Source organism: Stakelama flava (assembly GCF_019351405.1).
GTDB classification, from domain to species: Bacteria; Pseudomonadota; Alphaproteobacteria; order Sphingomonadales; family Sphingomonadaceae; genus Sphingomonas; species Sphingomonas flava_A.
Genome location: NZ_JAHWZX010000003.1, coordinates 226118 through 250557, shown reverse-complemented (window position 1 = coordinate 250557; position 24440 = coordinate 226118). Strand labels below are relative to the sequence as shown.

Below are 24440 nucleotides of genomic sequence, written 5' to 3'. Positions count from 1 at the left end.
ATGCCAGAAAAGACGATCGAAAACCGCACCTTCGACGAAATCGCAATTGGCGAGAGCGCAAGCATCACCCGGACGCTGACCGCCAACGACATCGCGTTGTTCGCGGCCGTTTCGGGCGATGTGAACCCGGCGCATGTCGATCCAGAATTCGCGTCGTCCGATATGTTTCACCGGATCATCGCCCATGGCATGTGGGGCGCGGGGCTGATTTCGGCGGTGCTGGGCACCGAGCTTCCCGGCCCCGGCGCGATCTATCTCGGCCAGTCGCTTCGCTTCGTCGCGCCGGTCGGCGTGGGCGACGAGATCACCGCCAGCGTCACCGTCACCGAAAAATCGGAGGCGCATCATCTGGTGGTGCTCGAATGCCGGTGCACCAATGCCGAGGGGAAGGACGTCATCACCGGCACGGCGGAGGTGAAGGCGCCGCGTGAAAAGGTCGTGCGCCCGCGCATGCCGCTGCCGGAAGTGCGCGTGATCGGCCATGCCGGCTATCACCGCCTGCTCGATCAGGTGAAGGGCAAGGGCGCGATCGAAACCGCGATCGTGCATCCGTGCAGCCCGGATTCACTGATCGCTGCCGTCGATGCGGCGGAGGCCGGGCTGATCACGCCTATTCTGGTCGGGCCGGAGACGCGCATTCGCGCCAGCGCGGATGCAGCGCAACGCGACATCGCCGGCTTCCACATCGTCGATGCCCCGCACAGCCACGCCGCGGCAGCGCGTGCGGTGGAACTGGTCGCCACGGGCGAGGCGAAGCTGTTGATGAAAGGTTCGCTTCATACCGACGAGCTTATGGGCGCGGTGCTTTCGCCCGATGCCGGGCTTCGTACCGAACGGCGCATCAGCCATGCCTATATCATGGACGTGCCGGGCAATGCGCGGCCGATGATCATCACCGACGCCGCAATCAATATCGAACCGACCCTGGCCGACAAGGCGGACATCCTGCGCAACGCGATCGACCTCGCCCATGTCATCGGAATCGATCGACCGCATGTCGCCATCCTTGCCGCCGTCGAGACCGTGAATCCGAAAATGCGCACCACGCTGGACGCCGCGGCGCTGTGCAAGATGGCCGATCGCGGTCAGATTACGGGAGCGATCGTTGACGGGCCGCTGGCGTTCGACAATGCCATCAGCGCGCAGGCGGCGGCCGAAAAGGGCATCGTCTCGCCGGTATGCGGGCAGGCCGACATCCTGATGGTGCCCGATCTGGAGGCGGGCAACATGCTCGCCAAACAGCTCACTTTCCTTGGCGGGGCCGACGCGGCGGGCGTGGTGCTGGGCGCACGCGTGCCGATCATTCTTACCAGCCGCGCGGACAGCGTGCGAACCCGTCTTGCCTCCTGCGCCGTCGCGCTTCTGCTCGCACGCGCCGCGACCAAGGCGACGCCGGGCGCACCAGCGAGCAACTGATATGACGATCCTTTGTCTGAACGCAGGCTCCTCCAGCCTGAAATTCGCCATGTTTGCAGCTGACGCCGAAATTACGCTGCACGGCCATGGCAAGATAGAGAATATCGGCGACACCCCCCACCTGCTCGCGTGGGACGGATCGAACCGGCTGACGCTCGAACGGCGCTGGGAAACAGGGACGCAGACACACGAAACCCTGCTCGGCGCGTTACTGGAAATGCTCGAGGGCGAGCTGGGGGCGGACCTTTCGGGCGTCGGACATCGCGTGGTGCACGGCGGCGATCGATATACCGCCCCCGTGACGGTGGATGCGGCGGTGTTGAAGGATCTCGACACGCTGTGCCCGCTCGCCCCGCTGCATCAACCGCATAATCTGGCCGGTATCCGTGCCGTGGCGCTACACCGGCCGGGCCTGCCGCAGATCGCCTGTTTCGACACCGCTTTTCACCAGACCCAGTCCGAAACGGCGCGTCGCTTCGCCCTGCCCCGCCGGTTCGAGGCGCAAGGCGTCCGCCGGTACGGTTTTCACGGACTGTCGTACGAATATATCGTCCGTCAGCTTCGATCGGATGAGCGGCAGGCGGCGGCCGGCCGGGTGATCGCCGCGCATCTTGGCAACGGCGCAAGCCTGTGCGCGATGCGGGACGGGCGCAGCATGGACACCACGATGGGGTTCACCGCGCTTGACGGGCTGGTCATGGGCACGCGCTGCGGCACCATCGACGCTGGCGTTCTCCTGTATCTGATGCAGCAGGGGATGGACGATGCGGCAATCGAACATCTGCTATATTCGCAGTCCGGCCTTCTGGGCGTGTCGGGCCTGTCGAACGACATGCGTACGCTGCTTGCCAGCGACGATCCCCACGCTGCGGAGGCAGTGGCGCTGTTCGTCTATCGCATCGTTCGCGAAACCGGCGGGCTGGCAGCATCGCTGGGCGGGCTGGACCGGTTCGTATTTACGGGCGGCATCGGCGAAAATGCCGCCGAGATTCGCGCCCGCGTGGCCGCCGGGCTGGGCTGGCTGGGCGCCGAGATCGACCCCGACGCCAATGCGCGCGGCGCGCAGATCATCAGCACGCCCGCCAGCCGGGTTCAGCTTTGCGTGGTCGCCACCGACGAAGAGCGGATGATCGCAATGCACACCGCTGATTTACTGAAAGGATGACGACCATGAACAAGCTTTTCGACCTTTCGGGCAAGCGCGGGCTGGTCGTCGGGATTGCCAATGAACACAGCATCGCCACCGGATGCGCGCAGGCGTTTCGCGGCAGCGGCGCGCGGCTTTGCGCAACCTATCTCAACGACAAGGCGCTCCCGTTCGTGCAGCCGACCACCGATGCGCTGGGTGTCGAATGGGTAACGCCCTGCGACGTTCGCATTCCCGGCCAGACCGAAGCTCTGTTCAGGCGCATTGGTGAAGAATGGGGCGGGCTGGATTTTCTGCTTCATTCGATCGCGTTCGCGCCGCGCGACGATCTGCACGGCCGAGTGGTCGATTGTTCGGCGGACGGCTTTGCGATGGCGATGGACGTTTCCTGCCATTCCTTCCTGGAAATGGCGCGCCATGCCGAACCGTTGATGCCCGATGGCGGCTGCCTGCTTACCGTCACCTTTTACGGTTCGGAGCGCGTGGTCGAGAATTATAACCTGATGGGTCCGGTCAAGGCGGCGCTCGAAAGCGCGACCCGCTATGTCGCGGCGGAACTGGGGCCGAAGGGTATCCGCGCGCACGCCATCTCTCCCGGCCCGATCGCCACGCGCGCGGCAAGCGGCATCGACCGGTTCGACGAAATGCTGGAAAGCGCGGCGAAGCGCGTGCCCGAACGGCATCTGGTCGAAACGCGCGATGTCGGCGCGCTGGCGGCATTTCTGGTGAGCGACGCGGCAAGGCACATCACCGGGACGGTAATTCCGGTGGACAGCGGGCAGCATCTGATGGCGTGAATTGGCCCGGCTGCGACTGGCGGGCCATCCTTGCGTTCGCCCGCAGATGCCCTGCTCACATCCCGATCGTGTCGATCAGCAGCTTGATATTGAGGACGATGATGATCGCCGCGATCGTCCAGGCAAGGACGCGCAACCAGACCGGGCTGGCAAGATCGCCCATCTTTTTCCTGTCGGAGGTGAAGGCGACCAGCGGCACGACCGCAAAGGGCAATTGCATCGAAAGAATAACCTGGCTCAAAATCAGCAACCGCGCAGTGCCGCTTTGGCCATAGATCGCCGCGACGATGACCGTCGGCACGATCGCCAGACCACGCGTGATCAGGCGGCGGAGCCATGGCTGCAACCGCAACCGGATAAAACCTTCCATCACGATCTGCCCGGCAAGCGTTGCGGTGACCGTCGAATTCTGTCCCGATGCCAGCAATGCGACCGCGAACAGCGTGCTCGCCAGTGCCGCGCCCAGCGTGGGGGTGAGCAGTTGATAGGCGTCCTGGATTTCCGCGACGTCAGTTCGCCCGATCGTGTGAAAGGCTGCGGCGGCGAGGATCAGGATGGCGGCGTTGACGAACAAGGCCAGCATCAGCGCGACCGTACTGTCGAGCGTCGCCCATTTGGCAGCGTCGCGCTTGCCTTCGCTCGTCTGGTCGAAGGCGCGGGTCTGCACCGTTGCGGAGTGGAGATACAGGTTGTGCGGCATCACCGTCGCGCCGATAATGCCGATCGCGATGTACAGCATCGCCGGATCATGCACGATCTGCGCCTGCGGAACGAACCCGGCGAGCATGTCGCCGATCGCCGGCCGCGAAGCGACCAGTTCATACAGAAAACACAGCGCGATGATCGTGATCAGCGCCATCACAAAGGCTTCGATCCTGCGAAAGCCATGCCGTTGCAGCATCAGGATAAGCAGCACGTCCAGCCCGGTCAGGCACACGCCCCAGACCAATGGAATTCCGAACAGAAGATTGAGACCGATCGCGGTGCCGATCACCTCGGCAAGGTCGCAGGCGACGATCGCGATTTCGCACAATAGCCACAAGGCGACCGAAACAGGCTTGCTATAGGCATCGCGACATGCCGAGGCGAGATCCCTGCCCGTCGCGATACCGAGCCGTGCGGCAAGCGCCTGAAGCACGATCGCCATGAGGTTGGACAGCAGGATGACGCTGAGCAGCGTATAGCCGAAGGCCGACCCGCCGGCGAGATCGGTCGCCCAGTTTCCAGGGTCCATATAACCGACCGCGACCAGAAATCCCGGTCCGGCGAAAGCGGCGAATTTGCGCCACGAACCGCCGCCCGTCGGCACCGCAATAGTGCGGAATACCTCAGGCAGCGATGCGGCACCCTCGCTGCTGCGCCAACCCCGTCTGTCCGTTGCGGGGCTATTGTCCGGATTCACGACGCCCTTCCGCACGGGATCGCGAGGCTTTGAACCTGCCGCATCGGCCGGGCGCGGCGATTTGTCCGCACTAGGAATCCGCTTGCCGGTTCAGACGGCGTGTGAGCGCATCGAGCGCCGTTAGCGTAACGTCACTGACATGGTGCTCCATGCCTTCCGAATCGGCCTGCGCCGTGGCGTCGTCGATACCAAGCGCCTGAAGGAATGCGAGCACGATCCGGTGTTTGCGACGAGCTTCGTTCGCCATTGCCTCGCCGGTATCGGTGAGGAAAATCGAACGATAGGGCCGGTTCTCAACCAGCCCTTCGCGCTTCAGCCGCGACACGATCTTGGACGCCGTCGCCTGGCTCACCGCCATATTTTCGGCGATGTCGGTCAGGCGAGCCTCGCCGAATTCGTTGATCAGGTCGCCGATCAGCTCGACATAATCTTCCGCGACCTCGGTAAGGTGCGCCTCGCGCGTCTTGCGAAATGCAGCGGCGCGCCGCGCGGTGTTGCTGCTCATGTCACTATTCGAACCCGATGATGGAAGCTGCGATCCGTTATCACAGCTCCAACTGAAAAGCCCCGCTTGTTCGGCGGGGCGCTTGGTCGGAGCGCTGTATTCGCCTGCGGGCTCAGCGCGCATGGCGGGCAAGCAGTTCACGTCCCTGATCCGTCACGAATATGCCGCTATGCGGAATATGGCGGACGAGATGCTGACGCTTGAGCTGCGCGGTGACGATACACGCCTTGCCGAAGCTCAGACCGGTTTCCCGCGCCAACTCGCTTATGCCGACCCTGCCCCGGCGCTGGATCATTCCGTCGATAACGGCGAGCATCGCCTGTTTTTCCGCGCTTTCACCCACAGCCTTTCTCCCGGCACTGAACATCACAACCATCGGTTGATTGGTTCGTTCCCACCATGAAACAGAGCATCATCTAACAGATTTAGCGATGGCTAACAATTGGTTGCGGATGTGACGGTGCGGGATATGTGGGTCGGGATTTTGCGGGGATTGCGCCGCGCCCGTGACCGGCGCGGCGCACCTTGTTTTAATATTCGGCGGCGGGGACGACGCCTTTCGGGGCGGCAGACATTGCCCTGATCAGATCGGTCTCCGCCTTGCGATAGGGGGTTCCGTCGGCATGGAACACCTCGTGAAACCAGACCGTCGGTTCGTCATAGGTGTAGGGCTTTTTCCAGCTGTCCCATGGCAGCCGGGTCTGGGTTTTGCCGTCGACCAGCCCCCAGTTTATCATGCCGATATTCATCTTCTTCGCAATCGGCAGGTCGCCGTCGAACGTCGAACCGTTGCCGCGTGCCATATATTCGGTGCAGATTACCGGTCGGCCATAGCTGAGCATCTGGTTCGCGCGCCGTTTGAAGCTTTCAGGCCAGTTATAGTCATGGAAACTGTTTACGTCCGAACGCGAAAGCTGGACTTTCTCCACCGCGTCGAGCGTTTCGGGCTTGTCCCAATGTTCACCGATCCAGACTCCCGACGTCAGCGGCTGAACGGGATCGACCGACTGCGCCCAATCGAACACCTGGGTCAGCAATCCTGCGACCAGCGCCTTCTTGTTGGGAGTCGGCGTATAATTGCCGCCTCCTTCGTTGTTGGGTTCGTTCCACACGTCCCAGGCAAGGACGCGCTTGTCGTTCGCGAACGTGCCGACGATGTCCTTCACGTAATTTTCCAGCTTGTCGTACTGCGTCTTGTCGGCGAGCCGCGCGGCGCCGGGCGCCTGAACCCAGCCCGAATTATGCACGCCCGGAATCGGCGGGTGCTGTTGCCCGACAACCGGGTTCGGGTCCCAGCAGCTGTCGAACAGGACGAATACGGGGCGAATGCCGTGTTTCGATGCGATGGTGAGAAATTCGTCCATCCGCTTCTTCAGCCCCTCGGGATCATTCTCCCAAAGCAGATTATGGAGGTATACGCGCATGGTGTTCATGCCGATCGCCTGAGCCCAGCCGAGCTCCTGATCGATCGTTTTAGGGTCCCAGCTTTCGGCCTGCCACATTTCAAGCTGATTGATCGCCGTGCGCGGCGTGTAATTCGCGCCGACCAGCCAGGGCTGCGCATCATACCATTTCTGCGCCTGCGGCTTTGTCCAGATATCGCGCGCATCGGCGGGCGCAGCGAACAAGGCGATGGCGGGAAGCGCGGCGAGCGCCAGTTTGCGAATCATGATCATCCTCATATGTCGTTCAAAATATTTTGGAATAAGAGCGCCGGTCGTACCCGTAAGCGAAAGAACCGGTTTTGCCTGGTGGCGACGGTCATTGCGGACGCTCCAGCGGATGCGTTGCATCAGGCATCGGGAAAACCGGCTTGCCGCCCTGCCAGCGCACCTGCTGGATGTGCGGCGCGCGCCTGGAAGTGCATCCCATATCGGCGGCGGGGTTGGCGTGATAGACGATCCATGTTTCACCCGAAGGCGTGGTGAAAAATCCGTTATGGCCCGGCGCGAAGACGTGTCCCGCGGCGGAGTTCTTCAAAACCGGCCGAGGCGATTTGCGCCACGAAGCGGGGTTTAACGGATCGCTTCCCGCGCCGGCATGCAGCAATCCGATGGCATAATCGTCCGACCAGCAGGCGCTGCCCGAATAGGCGAGATACAGATCGCCGCCGGGCGATGGCAGAAAGGCCGGGCCTTCCAGAATTTGTCGGCCACCCTGCTGTTCCCACTCCTTGTCGGGGCGCGCGATGATGACTTCCGGGCCGGCCAGCGTAACCGGATCGCGCATTTCGGCGATGGCAAGGTCGCTGTCCGGCCCGACATAGGGCGAATAGACGAAATAGCGTTTGCCCCGATAGGCGAAGGTTGTGCCGTCAATCCCCGGATGCGCAGTATTCACCCGTCCCAGATCCTTCCATTCGCCAGTCATCGGATCGGCGGATGCATTTTCCAGAACAAAGACGCCGCGATGATCGTCATCGTCATGCGCACTGTCGGCCGCGGTGTAATAGATGTACCATTTCCCGGCGATCCGGTGCAGCTCGGGCGCCCAGATCGACCGACCGTTCGGCGTGTGCGGCGAGGGACGCCACACCGTGCGACGCTCGGCATGGGCAAGGTCAGTGATATCCTTCGTCTTCCAGATATCCAGTCGGTCACCCATGGTGTGCATGTAATAATAGGTGTCGCCATCGCGCACGACATACGGGTCTGGCCCGGATGCAAGCAGCGGATTGGTGAAGGTCGCGGCCGCGGCCCGATCCTTCGCGGGCTGAGCGTCAGGGGGATATGCTGAGACCAGCGCATCATATTCCCTGCGGCTGATCGGAAGCATTGATCCATGACGCGCGCCGGGCACCATTTCGTACCGGTTCCATGCGGGAACGCCACTGTTTCCTGAAACCTGATACCACGGACCTTCCAGTGTGCGCCCTTTGGTCAGGCCATAGCTGGTGCCCGCATATTGTTCGTAATAGAGAAACCATTCGCTATTGTCGGGTGAACGGATGACCGTCGGTGCTTCACGGAAATTGGGGCTGAGCGATGGACCCGGCGACGGATAGGGACCGGTCAGCGACGGACCGCAGCTAATCCGGATCGTCTTACCCGTCGGCCAGTCATAATATGGATAGCGTTCATCCTTGACGATCGCGCAATAGCCTTTTCCCGCATCGTTCGGCCGTACGATTGTATCGATCGTCGCCATGTCCCAATCGAACAGCTTCCGCGGCGGTTCGGCAAAGCGTTTCAGATCGGGTGACAGGACATAAAGCGTACGCTGGCTCGCCCAATAGCGTTCGGGGTCCTGCGGCGATCCGTCACGATTCGGCGTGTGCCAAGTCAAAAGAAATTGTCCCGACGGCGTATCGAAATACAGCTTCGGCGCGCCTATACGCTGCAATGTGTGGGGATGGCCCGGAATGTTGGAAAGATCCGGGCGATAGGTCCCGAATGGAATCCATTTGATCAGGTCGTCCGATACCCAGAAGCGGATAAAGGGGTCCGAATCGCTTTTGTTGCCGACCAGATAATAGCGCCCATCGGGTCCCTTCGCGATCGAGGCATGGCCGTGATAGTCACTCGACACCGGCCGGCCGTGATTGAGGGCGCTCCAGTGCAGGCCGTCGATGCTCGCCGAATAATAGAGCGTGCCGTAATCGCCCTTCATCATGTGCGCGAATAGATACGCTTTATGCGGATCGACCGCTGGCGTTTCCGGCGCGCCGGGCGGCACCTTTTGCGCATAGGCCTGCGGCGTGATGGCGATCATGGCGAACAGCATCGCCAGCAAATGTCCGGTTCGGCCCATGCTATGCTTCCTCCCTTATACTGCGACGACACCCGCGAGTGACGGGAAAGGATGCCGGCGCCAGGAACAGCGCCGGCATCAAGGTCAGCCGGGTAAGGGGGCCGGCTGTTCGCGGTCGGCAGGAGAGGCGGCGGGACGCCGGGCGCAACGTGAGCGTTCAGGCATCGCGTCGCCTCCCCGATCGATCAAAAGGCGAAGCGAACGCCCAGTGAATAGGTCCGTTCGAGATAGAGTATCTGGCGCGGATAAGTGTCGCCCGCATCGTCATATTGGCGATAGCGCTTGAGCGGATTGCCCAGCAGATTGACCACATCGAACGCGATCGTGATATTTTTGACCGGCGTCACGCTGGTCGAGAAATCGAGCTGCCCCCGCCCCTTCTCGATCACTGCATGGGCGGTCGGATCGAGGTTCACGAGGCCGTAGGATTGCACGAATTTCGAGCGGTAATTATAGGCCAACCGCGCCGAGAAGAACGGCCGTTCGTACAAGGCGATGACATTGTACGCCCATTTCGAAACGCCCGGAAACGCCTGTTGTTTGTTATCCACCGTAGCGGCGAGCGAGGGAGGCAGGTCGCCCTTGGCATCGACATAGGTAAGGTTCGCCTGAATACCAAACCCCTTCGCCCATTCGGGCAGGCCATCGATGTCGAGGAAGCTGGTGAAAGCCAGTTCGGCCCCCTGCAACGTGGTGTCGCCAAGGTTCAGCGGCGTCTGGATGCGCAGTCCGCCATATACCGGATCGGTTGAATCCACCGGAATCGACGAAACGAAGCCGTTCGCTTCGCGGCGGAACAGGGCCAGCGTGGCCGATCCGGTTCGCGAGAAATAATATTCAAGGCTGGCGTCGTAATTGTCCGAATATAGCGGCTTCAGGTCCGGGTTACCGCGCGACCCCGTCCGAAGGCACTGCTCCGCGTCGGGATCAAGGTCGCATTGGCTGCCTGGTTCGATGACCGGCGGCGAATTCAGGTTCAGCGAAGGCCGCAGGTCGAAGAAATTCGGCCGGGTTCGCGTCTGGGTGAAGGCAAGCCGCAACTGCAGCTTGTCGGTCAGGCCGATCCGCGCGCTGACATTGGGCAGATAGTCGGTATATTCGCTGCTGCCGGTTACCGCCGAAAAGCTCTCCACATTATCTTCATCCAGAAAGCGCGAAAAGCCGGTGGTGTGCAATTTCGTCTTCACCACGCGCAGACCGATCAGCCCGTCCACGGTGATACCGCCCAGATCGAACCCGTATTTCGCCTGACCGTAGATGGCGTAGGATTTTTCGTTTGCGGTGAAATTTTCCGTTGGACTGAATTCGGGGAGGCCTTCGGGCGCCCCGTAAAAGGCACGCAGCGCGTCGAGATTGTCGACGATGTCCGAATTGGACAGGCCGACAAAGGTGCGCGGTTCGAAACCGCCGCCGAACCGGAAGCCGGGATGTACCGTGCCGATCGTCACGGGCAGATCGGTGATCGGAATACGGTCATCGCCATTATAGATATACGGGGCGCCGCGGTCCCGACGCGCATCGCGGTCGCTGTAGCGCACGCCAAGCTGCAAGCGCCGCAAAAGGCCGGTATCGCTGACATCATATTCGACGTCGCTTCGCGTCTGCCAGTCCTTGCCTCCCACCGAAAGATACGCCTGATAGAATCCGCGACTGAGATAGTTCGCGGGGTCGGTCAGATCGAAATCCTGAAAAGTGTATAGCGGGCCGCCATCGCTGCCGCCGTCGAAATTGACATTGCGCACCGGCGAACTGGCGAACAGATAATCGATGTTGCGCGCGTTCAGCGTATAGGTGCTGTCGGTATAGGCAAGGTCGGCCGATACCTTCCAGCGGTCATGCTCCCACTTGGCGCCGCCACCGACCTGATAGGTATCGGTCTTTGCATTGGTGGCGCCCCAATAGCCATCGGGACGATAGGCGTTGGTGACGGTCATGCTTTGCGCCTGATCCTGCCCGTCGCCGCGATAGGTGACGTCCGAAAGCTGAATGCCTTCGCCAAAGATCGGCACGAACATATACTGGTTCGCGTCTTCGCTGCGGAAACCCTGAAACAGCCCGTCGACATAGAATTCGAGTTCGCTGTTCGGCCGCCACTGGATGGCGGCATTCGCCGAGGGACGCCAGCGATGGCCGGTGCCGTAATACAGCGCCTGCGCATCGGGATAGCGAAACCCGCCGCCCGTACCGGGTGCATTGTCTTCCGTCGCGGTCTGGATGACGAGCGATTGTTCGCGGGTCGAATCCTGATAGTTCAGCCCGACATAGGACGCGTTCACCAAAACGCCGATTTCACCGATGCCGGTATCCCAGCGGTCGCTGATGAGCAGATTGCCGTTCCACGACGTCTTACCCGACTGATCCCAGACGACGCCGTTTAGCGATCCTGAAAGTTCGAACCCCTTGAAATCGAAAGGCCGTCGCCCGCGAACGTTCACCTCACCGGCGATGCCCGCCTCGATCATGTCGGCGGTGCCGGATTTATAGACTTCCAGCGCCGCAACGGTGCCTGCGGGAAAATCCTGTATCGCGACGAAGCGGCCTTCGGCGGTGAAAATCTCACGCCCGTTATAGGTGGTGGTAAGGTCGGGAAGGCCGCGAACCGTAACACCGGCAGCTTCACCACCGCCGCGCGTCACCGTAACGCCGGTCACGCGCTGCAGCGCGGACGATGCGAACGTGTCGGGCAGCTTGCCGATATCCTCCGCCACGACGGCATCGACGATGCCATCGGAATTTCTCTTGATTTCCTGCGCGGATTCAAGGCTGCGACGATATCCGGTGACAACGATATCTTCCCCGGCGACAGCTTGCTGACCAGCGCTATCCTGCGCGGCGGGCGTAGTCGTCGCAGCCGACGCGCCGCTATCGTCAACCGCCTCGTCATCCGTATCCGACGATGTCGATTGGCTCTGCGATGTGGTCTGGGCCGCAACCGTAAGGGGCATCAAGGCAGCGAAACTCGCCACGCTTGACGCAGACAAGCAGAACCATGCTTTCAATTTCATCAGAATCTCCCCCGTAAGCGCCCGTCATCCGCGGGCCTATCCCGACTTTTCAGGTGCGTGCCCTGTAAATCTTGTTTCTGATTTATTTCAGCCGAACGGAGAGTGCAATAGCATTTATCGGATAAAACCGATTTTGTGGCTTTTATGCACACCTGATATTAGAAAGCTGCTTTCCCAACCAGCAACGATTGGCGGAATTGCACGCATCCGACTGGAAAGCGCGACGATATTTTTGTTGCCAGGCTATCAGACGCCGCAGGCCAGCAGACCTAGAATTCGATTCCCGCCTGCGCCTTAACCCCCTGTTCGCGGAACGGGTGTTTGACAAGCGTCATTTCGGTGACGAGGTCGGCCGCATCGATCAACGATTGCGGCGCGTTGCGGCCGGTGATGATCACATGCGCGTGCGCGTTTTTGGTCCGCAGGGTGTCGAGTACTTCGTCGACCGGCAGATAGCCGTAGCGCAACACGATATTCAGTTCGTCGACCACGATCATGTCATAGGCGGGATCGGCGATCATCCGCTTTACCTCCTGCCAGGCGATGCGAGTCACTTCGATATCGCGAGCGCGGTCCTGCGTATCCCAGGTGAAACCCTCCCCCATCGGCTTGAACTCGACATTGTCGAACTGCGCGAAGACTGCCGCCTCACCCGTCGTCATCGCGCCCTTGACGAACTGGACGACGCCGACCTTCATGCCATGGCCGATCGCGCGAACCACCATACCCAGCGCCGCGCTGGTCTTGCCCTTCCCTTGCCCGTATGGACGATCAGCAGCCCCTTCTCGATCGTTTTTGAGGCAACGATCCGGTCATGCGCGGCCTTTTTCTTCGCCATCCGGACATTGTGCTCTTCATTGGTGCGGTCGGTCATTTCATCCTCCGGCAGCTTTGGTGAAAGAAGTCCTGCTGAAGCGGCGCGGCGGCACCCTATGCCAGCACCGCCGTTACCAGCAGCCCGGTTTCGAACAGTTCTATGCCCGCGCCGTGAACGTCGCCGGTCATTCCGCCGATTCTCACCCGGAACCACCAGCCAAGGGCGATCAGCAGCAGCGGGGTGGCGAGCAGCAGCGGCAGGAACGCGCAGCCGCCCGCCAGTACCAGCGCCCAGCCGATAAGGTCGCGCGCGCGCGTCGCGCCGGTAATGCTCGCGCCCAGCCCTTCGCTGCGCAGCGAGGGGAGCATTCGCGCCCATACCAGCGGGGCAAGCCGCGCCGCTGCGGGAATCGCGATCAGCGCGGGCCAGTCGCCCGGCAGCAGCAAATGGAGCAGCACCAGTTTGGTGGCGAGTTGCAGCACGATCGCGATCACACCGAAACTGCCGATATGCGGATCGCGCATCACGTCGAGCATTCGCGTCCTGTCGCCATGCGCCGCACCCAGCCCATCGGCGACATCGCCCAGCCCGTCGAGATGCAGCGCGCCCGTCACCCCTACCCAAACGCCAAGCGCCGCCAATGCACCCAACCACGGATCGACTTGCGCCGCGCCCCAGCCCGCAGCGGCGACAAGCGCACCAATGACCATCCCGACCAGCGGGTAAAGCCGGATCGCGGCCGCGAAGTCGCCTTCGCGCATCGCAACGCGCGGCGTCGGCAGGCGAGTCAGAAACCGGATCGCGACCGCAAGCCGCCTCATGCCCACAGCCCCGTCACCTGTGCGCGGCGCGGACCACCGTGCCAGACGGAGAGGGCCAGCACCGAGGCGCAGGGCAGATCGAACGCCCATGTCTGCGCAATCGAAAAGCCGCACAGACAGTGCAGCGCGGCACGCATTGCGCCGCCATGGGTGACGACCAGCGTGGGTTCGCTCGAAAGCGCGGCGATAGCCTCGGCCACCCGCGCGACAAGCGCCGACCAGCGCTCGCCGCCAGGCGGGGGACTTGCGTCCGGGTCATCCCAGAAGTGGGTCAACCGCTCCGCATTGATCTGCGAAGTCGCCAGCCCGTCCCATTGCCCGAAATCCAGTTCGCGCCAGCGCGGGTCGAGGGTCGGCGTGCCGATCGCCGCTGCACAGGCGCTTGCGCGTTTCAGATCCGACGAGATCAGCCGTACCTTGCCAAGCCCAAGCGCGCGTGCCCGATTGGCGCAGGCGCTGATGCCATGCGGCAGCGCTTCGCAATCGTGATGCCCGACCAGCTTTCCGGCAAGCGCGGTTTCGCCATGCCGCATCAGGTAGAGCCGGAAGCTGCTCACCCGCCCGCGACACCCGCTTCGGCAAATGTCGCCATACCGTTATGCGCGGCAAGCGCGGCGCGAATGATCTGTACGGCAACCGCCGCGCCGCTGCCTTCGCCAAGCCGCATGTCGAGCGCGAGCAACGGCTCCAGCCCCAACCGGTCGAGCAACCGGATATGCCCCGGTTCGGCCGAGCAATGACCAGCGATACAATGATCGCCGATTGCCGGATTGAGCAGCGTCAGCGGCGTGATCGCGCTGGTCGCGATGAAACCGTCGAGCACTACCGGCACCCGCCCCAGCCGCGACGCGAGCAGTGCACCGGCAATTGCGACAATCTCCCGACCGCCGAGCCTGCGAAGAATTTCGAAGGGGGCATCAAGATGTTCGCGATGCAGCACAAGCCCCGCCTCAACCGTTTCGACCTTGCGCGCGATACCCTGCGCATCGACGCCGGTGCCCGGCCCCACCCAGTCGGCCGCGCGCGCCCCGAAGCTGGCAGCGGCCAGCGCGGCGGCGGCGGTGGTGTTGCCGATACCCATTTCGCCGAGCACGAGCAGGTCGGCATCCATCACCGATGCCGCACCGGCGTTGAGCGCGGCGAGGCATTCGGCCTCGCCCATCGCGGGCGCTTGCGTGAAATCGGCGGTCGGCCGGTCGAGATCGAGCGGCACCACATCGAGCGTCAGGTTCGCGGCCTTCGCCAGCGCGTTGATCGCCGCGCCGCCCGCCCGGAAATTGGCGACCATCTGCACGGTGACATCGGCGGGAAAGGCGCTGACCCCGCGCGCAACGACGCCGTGATTGCCGGCGAAGACCACCGCGCGTCCATGCTCGATCATCGGACGTTCCCGCCCCTGCCATCCGGCAAGGAAGATCGCGAGTTCCTCCAGCCGCCCCAGCGACCCCGGCGGCTTGGTGAGCTGCCCCTGCCGCTTGCTCGCTGCGGCGCGCGCCCCTTGATCGGGCACGGGAAGATCGACCAGCCTCGCGTGGAAATCCCGGGCGCTATCGAAACGGATCATTCGACGACATATCCTTCCGGCGGCGTGCGGGTGATGAAATGGCCTTTGACGCCTTCGGGCCAGTCGCGAAAGGGCACGCTCCCCCAATCACTCTGCGCATAGGCGCGCGCATAGTCGAGAATGGCGCGTGCCGCATCGTCATCGGGTGCGAACCGGCCCATGACATAGCCGACCTTTCGGGGGCTGCGAAGGTGAACGGTGCAGAATTCGGAACAGGTGAACAGGCAGGGCATCTCCTCCACCGCGACGCCGTCATAGGCGGGATCGGACGCCTTGACGCGGCGAAGTGCCTCTACCAGCTTCGCGCCGCCGCGTTGCCCTTGCTCATCCGCGCGCGCGTCCGGAGAATGGCGGCACGTGTTGCATGCCACCACTGCCACCCCATCGGCGCTTCGCTTCAGCATCGCGCGCTTTCCGCCGTGCCGCCCGAAACCGCAATCATGTCGCCAGCCGCCGCTTGCCCGCCGCCGGCATCCCCAGCGCGACCAGACCGCGATACAACAGCATTAGCACGATCAGGATCGCCCCGTTCCGCGCCAACTGTGTCGCGTTGATCGCGGGCGACAAGGTGGTTGCAACCCCGCCAAGGCCGAACGCCCAGAGGAGGATCACACCCTGAAACGCCAGCGTTGCCGCCAGAAAGGCCGTCGCGATTCCAAACAGCGGTCGATTGCGGCCGAAACGCTTCGCCGCGAACCGTGCCGCGATCACCCCCACCACCGCTGCCATACCGAGCGCGATACCCCATAGAAACGTGCTGGTGGTGTGCGGATAGCCAAGCACGCAGAATCCCACCGCCTGACTGGCGACCCAACTGGCAAGCATCAGCAACACGCCGTCGCGCAGGCGCATCTGCGTCGCCGCCAGTGCCGCAAGCGCTGTGAACGGCGTGGCACAGGCAAGCGCCAGTGTGCCGAGCGTGCTCGCGATGGTTAGCAGCATGATCCAGAGCGTCGATGCACGCCGGGCGGAAATACCGGTCGCCATCACCATCAGAACCGCCCCCGCAGGCCCGCGCGAATGCTGCGCCCCAACGTGCTGTAGCGCGCGGCGGTGCGATAGTCCTCGTCGAACACATTGTCGCCGCGCATGAACAAGGTCACGTCATCGGAAAGCGGCACGTCGAGGCGCAGATCGACCAGCGTGTAGGAGTCGAGCCGAGTGCTGTTATACACGCTGTCATAGCTCGCCCCGCTCCAGCGCACGGCGCCGCCCAGAGATATGCCCGCCGGAAGGGTGTAGGTGGCCGACGCGTTCCAGCTATGGCGCGGCCGGCGGCCGAGCTGATTGCCATAGGTTCCCGAATCGGGCGACCGGTCCTCCGACAGCGTCCATGTATAATTGCCGTCGATCAGCAGCCCGCCGAAGCGCAACCGTCCCGCCGCCTCGATCCCCTGGGCAAAGGCGCGATCGACGTTGCGATAATAGCCGTATCGCGGCGTCGTCGTTCCGGGAATGACGCACATCGGATCGTCGGAGTCCGTCGAACAGCTAGAATAATCGATCAGATCGTGCGAGCGGCGTTCGAAATAGGTCGCGCCGATCGCGGCAAGTCCGCCCAGCAAGCGCTGTTCCACGCCCGCTTCCCATCCCTTCGCGCGTTCGGGATCGAGCGTCTGATTGCCATATTCCGAATAGAGCTGGTAAAGCGAGGGCGCCTTGAACCCTTCCGAATAGCTGGCGCGCAGGATGGTGTTGCTTGGCAGCTTCCACACCGCGCCGCCTGCGAACAGCGTCTTGTCGCCATAGCTGTTGTGATCGTCATTGCGCACGCCGCCGGTCAGCGTCAGCCCGTCGATCACTTCGGCATTCACCTGCCCGTAAAAGCTGTTGACCTCCGCCCGACCGCGCGCCGGTTCGGGGATCGGGGTCGACAGGCTGGCGGCGGGCGATACGCTGCGGAAACGGCTGATTTCATGCTCCGCGCCGAACGTCGCATCGATCCGCCGGGTGATGGCGAGGCTGCCCTGATATTCGATCCGTTCGTTCTTGCCCGCTGCGTCGAAGGTGTTTTTCCGCTCGCGCGCCGGATCGTAATTGTCGCGATCGGTGTCGGTATAGGCATAGCCGATACGGTTGCGCAGCCGCCCGTCGAACAGCGCGATGTTCAGCCCGGCATAGCCAACAAATTCGTCGTTGAGCGAATATTCGTCGGTATCGCCGCTGAATCCGTCGATCTCCGTCCGGCCATGGCCGTAATAGCCGCGCACATCCGCGCTGATTCCATCGGTGATGTCGAGCACCGCGCGGCCGGAGGCGGAGCGGTTGGTATAGCCGTCCTTTTCCGAACCGCCATATTCGGGCGCGATCGCTGAGATGCCGTCGGTTGTGAAGGTCTGACCGCCCACGCGCCAGGACAGCGGGCCGGTGCGCCCCCCGATCGCGGCGCGCCCGCTGACCGTATTGCGGCTCCCCGCAGAAACGTCGAAGCTGCCTTCAAGCGATTTTTGGGGCATAGGCGTGACGATGTTGACGACGCCGCCGATCGCCTGACTGCCCCACAGCGTCGATTGCGGTCCGCGCAACACCTCGATCCGTGCGGCATCGCCGATGAGCAAATTGCCGAAATTATAGCCGCCGCCGGTCGAGGACGGATCGTTGAGCTTCACCCCGTCAATGACGACCACGGTCTGGTCGGTTTCCGCGCCGCGGATGCGCAGCGAAGTCGCGGTGCCGTATCCGCCGTTGCGCGACAGGCTGACCCCCGGCGTGCGCAGCAGCAGATCGGCGACGGTCAGATCGCCCGCACGATCGATCGCATCCTTATCGAGCACGGTCACCGACGATGCGATCCGGTCGATCGCGGTCGGGGTGCGGGTGGCGGTTACCAGGATTTCGCCGCTGTCGGCGTCGGTGCCCCCCGTCGCCGCGGAATCGGTCGCGCCGGCGGCGTCGGGTTGCGGGGCCTGAACGGTTTCGCCGGTCTGTTGGGCATGTACGGTTGCCGGCGCGATCAGCGCGATACCGGCGAGCAACTGGGCAATCTTCACTTCTTCCCCCATGACGACACGTCCCCGGCGCGCGATTGCGCCGAAGTTCACATTGCCGTCACTCGGGTTGCCCCCGTCCGCCCGACACACCCTGGCCGGCCGATGGACGACGGCGACGGGCAGGTCTCCTGGCTCGCGGGTCGGTGCCGGTTATCCGGGAACCCGGCAAAGTACTCCTTTGCCGGGAATCCGTCCGCGCCGCCTTCTCGGGACCAAAAAGTCCCAATGGCATGTGGCGCGGTGGCTCGCCGCTTACAGTTGCAGGGGCAGCCGGGGTATTTCACCCCGTTCCCATTTTCATCCCCGTCGCCGGGGAACCTGTCGCTGCGCGGTCCCTTAGAACCGCGGCGCGCCCTTCGTCAACGCATGCGTTCGAGCGGCACGACGAGCCGCTGCCCCGCTCCGCCAAAGGCAGCGGTGATGCCATAGACATCGGCAAGCAATTGCGGCGTCAGCACCGTTTCCGGCGGGCCGTCGGCGACCAGCCTCCCCGCGTCGAGCACGAGCAGCCGGTCGCAAAAGCGCATCGCGAGGTTGAGGTCGTGGAACACCGCCAGCACCAGCTTTCCCGAATCCGCCTGACCACGCAGAATCTCCATGCCCTGAAGCTGATGCGCGGGATCGAGGCTGGCCAGCGGTTCGTCGGCGATCAGGGCGCTCGCCTCCACCGCAAGCGCGCGGGCGAGCAGGACCCGCGCCCGTTCGCCGCCCGAAAGTTCGGTCGCGATCCGCCCGGCAAGCATATCGACCTCGGCCAGCGCCATCGCACGCGCGATCGCTTCGCGGTCATCCGCGCCGATCCGCGAATAGGGGGTAAGGTGCGGCAACCGGCCCAGCGCGACCAGCCGCTCGACGCTGAGCGGCCAGTGCAGTGCCTGTCCTTGCGGCAGATAGGCGACCTTCCGGGCAATCTGCCTGCGCGTCAGATCGTTCAGTGGCGCTTCGCCGATGCGGACAAGGCCGCTGGCCGGGACGAGCCCCAGCAGGGCGCGCACCAGCGTCGATTTGCCCGCGCCGTTGGGGCCGAGGATGCCGACAAAACTTCCAGGCCGGAACGCGGCCGAAACGTCGCGGACCACCGGCCGACCAGCCAGTTCAACGCCGACATGCTCCGCAACGATGCTCACCATAGCCGCCGCTCACGCATCAGATGGAAGAGGAAGAAGGGCACGCCCAGAAACGCGGTGACCACGCCGAGGCGAAGCTCGGTCGTCGCCGGGATGATTCGCACCAATATGTCCGACAAGGTCAGCAGCGACGCGCCCGCAAGCGCGCTCGGCAGGAGGAGCGAGGACGGACTGCGGTCGGTGAGCGGCCGGACCAGATGCGGGACGATCAGGCCGACAAAGCCGATAGCGCCCGATACCGCCACCGCGCCGCCGACACCGATTGCGACACCCAGCAACAGGCGAAGGCGCGTGCGCTTCAGGTCCGCCCCCAGCGCCGCCGCGCCGTCTTCCCCCAGGGTAAGGGCGTCGAGCGCCGGCCCGTCCCATGCGAGCAGCGCCATCCCGATCGCGATGCAGGGAAGCGCCACCGCGACATGGTGAAACGACCGGTCCTCCAGGCTTCCCATCAGCCAGATCATGATCTCCATCCCCGCGAACGGATTGGGGGAGAGGTTGAGCGCGAGGCTGATCCCCGCACCCGCCAGCGTCGCCACAGCAATCCCCGCAAGGATCAGCGTCAGCGAGCTTTCGGACCGGCCCGCGAGCAGGAACAGCAGCGCGAGGCTGACCACCGCCCCGGCAATCGCCATCAGCGGCAGCGCGGCGGGCCAGAGATCGGCGAACCCGAAATAGAACGCCACGACCGCCCCCAGCGCAGCGCCGTTCGATGTGCCGAGCACCGCCGGCTCGGCGAGCGGATTGCGCAGATAGCCCTGCAGCGCCGCCCCCGACAGGCCGAGCATCGCGCCGATCGCGATGCTGAGGATCGCGCGCGGCAGGCGAAGGTCGATCAGGATCGACCGGATGACGGGATCGCCATGGCCAAAGAGCGCCGCCAGCATCGCCTGGGGAGACAGCGATGCACTGCCGATACCAACCGACAGCACCGCCGATACACCGGCGAGCGCGATCAGCAGCGGCACGAGCCATGGTCTGGATGCGGTCAACGCCCTGCCTTCATGATCGTCACGCCATCACCCGCTGTGCCCCGGTTGGCAGACGCCCCTAGCGCAGCGCGGCGCGCTTTGGCAAAGGCGAAGCATGAACCGCTGGCTTGCAGCCCTGGCCCTGCCGCTTCTGATCGGTGCGAAGGCCGCGCCATCACCCGCCCCGCACCGGATCGTTTCGCTTAACCTGTGCGCCGACCAGTATCTGCTCGCGCTCGCCGATCGCGAGCAGATCGCTGCACTGACCGATCTGGCTCGCGATCCGCAAATGTCGGCCGCCGCGGCGAAAGCGCGCGACGTACCGGTATCGAAGGGCTCGGCGGAGGATGTGATCGCGCTGCGCCCCGATCTTATCATCGCCAGTCCGTGGCAGCGTCGCGAGACCGTCGCGATGCTGCAGGATCGCGGCATCGCGCGCCTCGATCTGCCGATTGCCAACAGCTATGCCGATATCGTCGCGCAAATCCGCACCGTTGCGGCCGCAGTCGGACATAAGGCGCGCGGCGAACGGCTGATCGCCGATATGAACGCGCGGCTGGCGCGGCTTCCGCACGATGTCGGAAAGGGGCGAGTCGCCGCCTATTATCAGCGCCGCGGGTTCCTGACCGGCACCGGCACGCTGGTCGATGACCTGATGCACCAGCTGGGCCTCGTCAATCTGGCCGCCAAGCTGGAAAAGCCGGCGCTTGCGCGTATCGGCCTCGAAGAAATCGCGCTCGCACGGCCTGATTATCTCATCGTCGAATCGGATGCTGAAAAGGTGCGCGACCGCGGCACCGAAATGCTGCACCATCCCTTGCTCGATCCGATTCCCCGGCTCGAAGTGCCGCAGGCATGGACGGTATGCGGCGGCCCCGCCTATGTGCTGGCGGCAGAGAGTCTCGCCGCGCAACTGCGCTGACCCACCGCACCGCCGTGCGGTAACCGGCGGCATCAAGGGGCGGATGCGACGCCGATCGGCATCGGCTTTCCCTTCTCGTCGACCGCTAACATCGTAAAGGTGGATTGCGCTGCCTGCCTGCGTTCACCCGCAATCAGATGTTCGGCCCATAGTTCGACGTCGATACGGATCGAACTGCGGCCCGTCATCTTTACCCGCGCGACCAGTTCGACCATTTCGCCTTCACCGATCTGCGATTTGAAATCGATCCGGTCGCACGCCGCCATGACGATCGACGCACGGGCATGACGCGTCGCGGCAAGGAACGCCGCCTTGCCCATCATTTTGAGCGCATCGCCGCCATACAGCGTGCCATAATGGCTGGTCTGTTGCGGAAAGACCATGTCGACAAAGCGCAGCGCGGCGTCGGTTTCCACTGCCGCCCGCGTGCCGAGCGGCGGCAGCGGCAGTTCGGTCTCAGGCCCCTTGACCGCCACCAGCGTGAAAAGCCCCCGCGTGCACAACCGCCGCTCGCCGCTGGTCGGCACTTCCGCGATCAGTTCCACCGTCACGTCGAGCGAGCTTCGCCCGACGCGGGTAACGCGCCCTGTCGCCTCCACCATTTCGCCGATCCGCGCCGGCGCGGCGAAATCGATTTTTTCCGAAGAGGCGGTGACGAAGGGCGCCCGGCCATGGCGCGAGGCGGCGAGGAACGCCACCTTGTCCATATGCGCGAGTGCCACGCCGCCGAACAGCGTGCCGTGATGATTGGCATCGCCGGGAAAGATCATGTCGATCAGCCGGACGATGCCGCTTTCGGCCTTCGTCGTCATCGCGTCAGGCCTCTGCCATATGTTCGGCGCGAAGCGTTTGCGCCGCCGCGACCATCGCATTGATCGACGGCTTTACCTCTTCCCATTTGCGCGTCTTCAGCCCGCAATCGGGATTGACCCACAGTTGCTTGGGCGAAAGGTGGAGCTGCGCCAGTCGTATCAGGTTCACCATTTCCGCTTCATCGGGCACGCGCGGGGTGTGGATGTCATAGACGCCCGGCCCGATCGCGGCGGGATATTCATAGCGGGCAAAGCCTTCGAGCAGTTCCATCTGCGAACGGGCGGTTTCGATCGAGATCACGTCGGCATCCATCGCGCCGATATCGGCAAGGATGTCGTTGAATTCCGAATAGCACATATGGGTGTGTATCTGCGTCGCGTCCTCCACCCCGCTCGCGGCGAGACGGAAGCAATCGACCGCCCAGTCCAGATACGGCTGCCAGTCGGCACGCCGCAGCGGCAGGCCTTCGCGAAGCGCCGCCTCGTCGATCTGGATCGCCCTGCACCCGGCTTCCTCCAGGTCCTGCACTTCGTCGCGGATGGCGAGCGCGATCTGGCGGCAGCTGTCCTCGCGCGGCTGGTCGTCGCGAACGAAGCTCCAGTTGAGGATCGTAACCGGGCCGGTGAGCATGCCCTTTACCGGCTTTTCCGTCAGCGACTGGGCATAGCGCCACCATTCGACCGTCATCGGCGCGGGCCGCGAAACGTCGCCGAACAGGATCGGCGGACGCACGCAGCGCGAACCATAGGATTGCACCCAGCCGGTGGTGGTGAACGCGAATCCCGAAAGCTGTTCGCCGAAATACTGTACCATGTCGTTGCGTTCGAATTCGCCATGGACCAGCATGTCGAGGCCCGCCGCTTCCTGCCAGCGGATCGCGCGTTCGGTTTCGGCGCGCAGAAACGCGTCATAGGTCGATGCGCACATATCACCGCGATTATGCGCCGCGCGCGCTTTCCGGATCGCCTCGGTCTGCGGAAACGAACCGATGGTGGTGGTGGGGAACAACGGCAGGTCCAACGCGTCGGCTTGCACGCGGCTGCGCTCGGCATGCCCCGATTTGCGGCGGCGCATATCGTCGGTCACCGCCCGGACCCGTTCGGCAACCTTCGGATCGTGGATTCGCGGCGAATGCTTGCGCGAAGCGACCGCTTTCGCCGAAGCGGCCAGTTCCTCGCGCACCGAATCGCCGCCGTGGTTGAGCGCGACCTTCAGCGTCGTCAGTTCGGCGATTTTCTGCACCGCGAAGGCGAGCCACTGCTTCACCTCGCCATCGAGCTTGCGTTCAAGATCGAGATCGACCGGCACATGGAGCAGCGAACAGGACGGGGCGAGCACGAGATCGCGAAGCGCCGCCACCGGTTCGAGCCGGTCGAGCAACGCTTCAAGGTCGGCGCGCCAGATATTGCGCCCGTCGACCACGCCCAGCGACAGCAGCAGCGATTTGGGCGCGACCTTCAGCAGCCGGTCGAGCTGTTCGGGCGCGCGGACGCAATCAATGTGCAGGCCCGCCACGGGAAGCGATGCGGCAAACGACAGATTATCGCCCAGTCCGCCGAAATAGGTGGTCAGCATCAATTTCGGCCCCGAGCGCGAAAGCCGGGCATAGGCACGGGTAAGCGCGCTGCGCTGCTGATCGGACAGGTCGGTGACAAGGATAGGCTCGTCGATCTGCACCCATTCAGCGCCGGCTTCGCGCAGATGGCCAAGGATTACCGAATACAGCCCAAGCACTTCGTCCAGATAATCGAACGGATCGACATCCTGTCCCTTGGCCAGGCTGAGCCAGGTCACCGGCCCGACGATCACCGGCCGGGTTTCGAACCCCTGCGCCTTCGCCTCGCGCCAGGCATCGACGATCGTCAGCCGGCCGAGCGCAAGTTTCTGCCCGGCATGTAGTTCGGGCACCAGAAAGTGATAATTGGTGTCGAACCATTTGGTCATCTCGCATGCGGTCAGGCTTTCGCCACCAGTGCCTTTGGTGCCGCGCGCCATCGCGAAATAGGTGGCAAGGTCGGCCGTGCCCGGCTGCGCGCCATAGCGTTGCGGCACCGCGCCGAGCATCAGGCTCATGTCGAGCACATGGTCATAGAGCGAGAAATCGCCGGAGGGCAGCCAGTCCGCGCCAAGCGCACGCTGGCGCGCCCAGGCCGCGGATTTGAGGCCCGCTGCCGCTTCCAGCAGTTCGGTTTCGTCGGATTTTCCCGACCAGTGCCTTTCAAGCGCGAATTTCAGTTCGCGGCGCGGGCCGATACGCGGGAAACCAAGCGTTGCAGTCGTGACGGTCATATTCTTCATCCCCGAAGAAAGGGCGGGGACAAGAACCGGACACCGGCACGCACGGCCGGAATCGACACCGGCCGCGTTCGCGTCAGGCGACCAGACCGGGCACCCCG

The 24440-nt window shown here is 63.6% G+C and carries 20 protein-coding genes, 1 pseudogene and 1 riboswitch; of the genes and pseudogenes, 5 read left to right on the top strand and 16 right to left on the bottom strand.

Annotated elements, in window-relative coordinates; genetic code table 11:
* Genes KY084_RS04945 through fabI form a run of 3 tightly spaced genes read left to right on the top strand, consistent with a single transcriptional unit; the run spans position 1 to position 3360 of the window.
* On the top strand, positions 1 to 1416 hold the full coding sequence (locus KY084_RS04945; protein WP_219237321.1) for a bifunctional enoyl-CoA hydratase/phosphate acetyltransferase: 1416 nt from the start codon (positions 1 to 3) through the stop codon (positions 1414 to 1416).
* A 1-nt stretch (position 1417) separates the two neighbouring features.
* The gene (locus KY084_RS04940) at positions 1418 to 2581 is read left to right on the top strand and encodes an acetate/propionate family kinase (RefSeq protein WP_219237320.1); all 1164 of its coding nucleotides are present in this window, start codon (positions 1418 to 1420) and stop codon (positions 2579 to 2581) included.
* Positions 2582 to 2586: 5 nt separating this feature from the next.
* Positions 2587 to 3360 (top strand): enoyl-ACP reductase FabI, encoded by a 774-nt coding sequence (gene fabI, locus KY084_RS04935; RefSeq protein WP_219237319.1) that lies wholly within the window; start codon positions 2587 to 2589, stop codon positions 3358 to 3360.
* Between the two features lie 55 nt (positions 3361 to 3415).
* On the opposite strand, the gene KY084_RS04930 is transcribed toward fabI, so the two are convergent.
* Together KY084_RS04930 and mntR are read right to left on the bottom strand one after the other, a co-directional pair.
* A complete protein-coding gene (locus KY084_RS04930; protein ID WP_219237318.1) occupies positions 3416 to 4762 on the bottom strand; it encodes an Nramp family divalent metal transporter in 1347 nt (448 codons plus the stop codon).
* 70 nt (positions 4763 to 4832) lie between these two features.
* Complete coding sequence (mntR, locus tag KY084_RS04925) at positions 4833 to 5267, bottom strand: manganese-binding transcriptional regulator MntR (RefSeq protein ID WP_219237317.1); 435 nt, start codon at positions 5265 to 5267, stop codon at positions 4833 to 4835.
* Positions 5268 to 5388: 121 nt separating this feature from the next.
* On the opposite strand from mntR, the gene KY084_RS04920 reads away from it, so the two are divergent.
* Positions 5389 to 5670: a hypothetical protein gene (locus KY084_RS04920; protein WP_219237316.1), complete on the top strand. Its 282-nt coding sequence runs from the start codon at positions 5389 to 5391 to the stop codon at positions 5668 to 5670.
* 127 nt (positions 5671 to 5797) lie between these two features.
* On the opposite strand, the gene KY084_RS04915 is transcribed toward KY084_RS04920, so the two are convergent.
* The 12 genes and pseudogenes from KY084_RS04915 to KY084_RS04860 all read right to left on the bottom strand — a co-directional run bounded on the left by KY084_RS04915 (position 5798) and on the right by KY084_RS04860 (position 20330).
* Positions 5798 to 6937 (bottom strand): cellulase family glycosylhydrolase, encoded by a 1140-nt coding sequence (locus tag KY084_RS04915; protein WP_219237315.1) that lies wholly within the window; start codon positions 6935 to 6937, stop codon positions 5798 to 5800.
* A 91-nt stretch (positions 6938 to 7028) separates the two neighbouring features.
* Positions 7029 to 9017, bottom strand: a complete 1989-nt coding sequence (locus tag KY084_RS16280; RefSeq protein WP_246586877.1) for a family 43 glycosylhydrolase — start codon at positions 9015 to 9017, stop codon at positions 7029 to 7031.
* A 185-nt stretch (positions 9018 to 9202) separates the two neighbouring features.
* Positions 9203 to 11962: a TonB-dependent receptor gene (locus tag KY084_RS04905; RefSeq protein ID WP_219237314.1), complete on the bottom strand. Its 2760-nt coding sequence runs from the start codon at positions 11960 to 11962 to the stop codon at positions 9203 to 9205.
* 329 nt (positions 11963 to 12291) lie between these two features.
* Positions 12292 to 12896, bottom strand: a pseudogene (gene cobO, locus KY084_RS04900) (cob(I)yrinic acid a,c-diamide adenosyltransferase).
* A 56-nt stretch (positions 12897 to 12952) separates the two neighbouring features.
* Entirely contained in the window at positions 12953 to 13660 is a 708-nt protein-coding gene (gene cobS, locus KY084_RS04895; protein WP_219237313.1) for an adenosylcobinamide-GDP ribazoletransferase, read from the bottom strand.
* Positions 13657 to 14217 (bottom strand): histidine phosphatase family protein, encoded by a 561-nt coding sequence (locus KY084_RS04890; RefSeq protein ID WP_219237312.1) that lies wholly within the window; start codon positions 14215 to 14217, stop codon positions 13657 to 13659. Before KY084_RS04890 ends, cobS begins: the two co-directional genes overlap by 4 nt.
* Positions 14214 to 15224 (bottom strand): nicotinate-nucleotide--dimethylbenzimidazole phosphoribosyltransferase, encoded by a 1011-nt coding sequence (cobT, locus tag KY084_RS04885; protein ID WP_219237311.1) that lies wholly within the window; start codon positions 15222 to 15224, stop codon positions 14214 to 14216. Before cobT ends, KY084_RS04890 begins: the two co-directional genes overlap by 4 nt.
* Positions 15221 to 15628 (bottom strand): DUF1636 domain-containing protein, encoded by a 408-nt coding sequence (locus tag KY084_RS04880; RefSeq protein ID WP_219237310.1) that lies wholly within the window; start codon positions 15626 to 15628, stop codon positions 15221 to 15223. Before KY084_RS04880 ends, cobT begins: the two co-directional genes overlap by 4 nt.
* A gap of 34 nt (positions 15629 to 15662) precedes the next feature.
* On the bottom strand, positions 15663 to 16217 hold the full coding sequence (locus tag KY084_RS04875; protein WP_219237309.1) for a hypothetical protein: 555 nt from the start codon (positions 16215 to 16217) through the stop codon (positions 15663 to 15665).
* The gene (locus KY084_RS04870; RefSeq protein WP_219237404.1) at positions 16217 to 18226 is read right to left on the bottom strand and encodes a TonB-dependent receptor plug domain-containing protein; all 2010 of its coding nucleotides are present in this window, start codon (positions 18224 to 18226) and stop codon (positions 16217 to 16219) included. Before KY084_RS04870 ends, KY084_RS04875 begins: the two co-directional genes overlap by 1 nt.
* Before the next feature lie 89 nt (positions 18227 to 18315).
* Positions 18316 to 18551, bottom strand: a riboswitch (cobalamin riboswitch).
* Between the two features lie 22 nt (positions 18552 to 18573).
* Complete coding sequence (locus tag KY084_RS04865) at positions 18574 to 19344, bottom strand: ABC transporter ATP-binding protein (protein ID WP_219237308.1); 771 nt, start codon at positions 19342 to 19344, stop codon at positions 18574 to 18576.
* On the bottom strand, positions 19338 to 20330 hold the full coding sequence (locus KY084_RS04860; protein ID WP_219237307.1) for a FecCD family ABC transporter permease: 993 nt from the start codon (positions 20328 to 20330) through the stop codon (positions 19338 to 19340). The genes KY084_RS04865 and KY084_RS04860 overlap by 7 nt, the downstream gene beginning before the upstream one ends.
* Before the next feature lie 94 nt (positions 20331 to 20424).
* Between KY084_RS04860 and KY084_RS04855 the strand changes: the two genes are divergently transcribed.
* Positions 20425 to 21231, top strand: a complete 807-nt coding sequence (locus KY084_RS04855; protein WP_219237306.1) for an ABC transporter substrate-binding protein — start codon at positions 20425 to 20427, stop codon at positions 21229 to 21231.
* A gap of 32 nt (positions 21232 to 21263) precedes the next feature.
* On the opposite strand, the gene KY084_RS04850 is transcribed toward KY084_RS04855, so the two are convergent.
* Entirely contained in the window at positions 21264 to 22043 is a 780-nt protein-coding gene (locus tag KY084_RS04850; RefSeq protein ID WP_219237305.1) for an acyl-CoA thioesterase, read from the bottom strand.
* Between the two features lie 4 nt (positions 22044 to 22047).
* Positions 22048 to 24333 (bottom strand): 5-methyltetrahydropteroyltriglutamate--homocysteine S-methyltransferase, encoded by a 2286-nt coding sequence (gene metE, locus KY084_RS04845; protein WP_219237304.1) that lies wholly within the window; start codon positions 24331 to 24333, stop codon positions 22048 to 22050.
* Positions 24334 to 24440 lie beyond the last annotated feature (107 nt).

What these genes read in the sequence shown, in the direction of transcription:
- KY084_RS04905 (WP_219237314.1), bottom strand. Translation starts at nt 11,962, where the DNA reads ATGCCCCTTACGGTTGCGGCCCAGACCACATCGCAGAGCCAATCGACA.
- KY084_RS04940 (WP_219237320.1), top strand. Translation starts at nt 1,418, where the DNA reads ATGACGATCCTTTGTCTGAACGCAGGCTCCTCCAGCCTGAAATTCGCC.
- KY084_RS04920 (WP_219237316.1), top strand. Translation starts at nt 5,389, where the DNA reads ATGGCGGGCAAGCAGTTCACGTCCCTGATCCGTCACGAATATGCCGCT.
- KY084_RS04865 (WP_219237308.1), bottom strand. Translation starts at nt 19,344, where the DNA reads ATGGTGAGCATCGTTGCGGAGCATGTCGGCGTTGAACTGGCTGGTCGG.
- KY084_RS04870 (WP_219237404.1), bottom strand. Translation starts at nt 18,226, where the DNA reads ATGGGGGAAGAAGTGAAGATTGCCCAGTTGCTCGCCGGTATCGCGCTG.
- cobS (WP_219237313.1), bottom strand. Translation starts at nt 13,660, where the DNA reads ATGAGGCGGCTTGCGGTCGCGATCCGGTTTCTGACTCGCCTGCCGACG.
- KY084_RS04875 (WP_219237309.1), bottom strand. Translation starts at nt 16,217, where the DNA reads ATGGTGATGGCGACCGGTATTTCCGCCCGGCGTGCATCGACGCTCTGG.
- KY084_RS16280 (WP_246586877.1), bottom strand. Translation starts at nt 9,017, where the DNA reads ATGGGCCGAACCGGACATTTGCTGGCGATGCTGTTCGCCATGATCGCC.
- mntR (WP_219237317.1), bottom strand. Translation starts at nt 5,267, where the DNA reads ATGAGCAGCAACACCGCGCGGCGCGCCGCTGCATTTCGCAAGACGCGC.
- fabI (WP_219237319.1), top strand. Translation starts at nt 2,587, where the DNA reads ATGAACAAGCTTTTCGACCTTTCGGGCAAGCGCGGGCTGGTCGTCGGG.
- KY084_RS04855 (WP_219237306.1), top strand. Translation starts at nt 20,425, where the DNA reads ATGAACCGCTGGCTTGCAGCCCTGGCCCTGCCGCTTCTGATCGGTGCG.
- KY084_RS04850 (WP_219237305.1), bottom strand. Translation starts at nt 22,043, where the DNA reads ATGACGACGAAGGCCGAAAGCGGCATCGTCCGGCTGATCGACATGATC.
- KY084_RS04945 (WP_219237321.1), top strand. Translation starts at nt 1, where the DNA reads ATGCCAGAAAAGACGATCGAAAACCGCACCTTCGACGAAATCGCAATT.
- KY084_RS04880 (WP_219237310.1), bottom strand. Translation starts at nt 15,628, where the DNA reads ATGCTGAAGCGAAGCGCCGATGGGGTGGCAGTGGTGGCATGCAACACG.
- KY084_RS04915 (WP_219237315.1), bottom strand. Translation starts at nt 6,937, where the DNA reads ATGATTCGCAAACTGGCGCTCGCCGCGCTTCCCGCCATCGCCTTGTTC.
- metE (WP_219237304.1), bottom strand. Translation starts at nt 24,333, where the DNA reads ATGACCGTCACGACTGCAACGCTTGGTTTCCCGCGTATCGGCCCGCGC.
- cobT (WP_219237311.1), bottom strand. Translation starts at nt 15,224, where the DNA reads ATGATCCGTTTCGATAGCGCCCGGGATTTCCACGCGAGGCTGGTCGAT.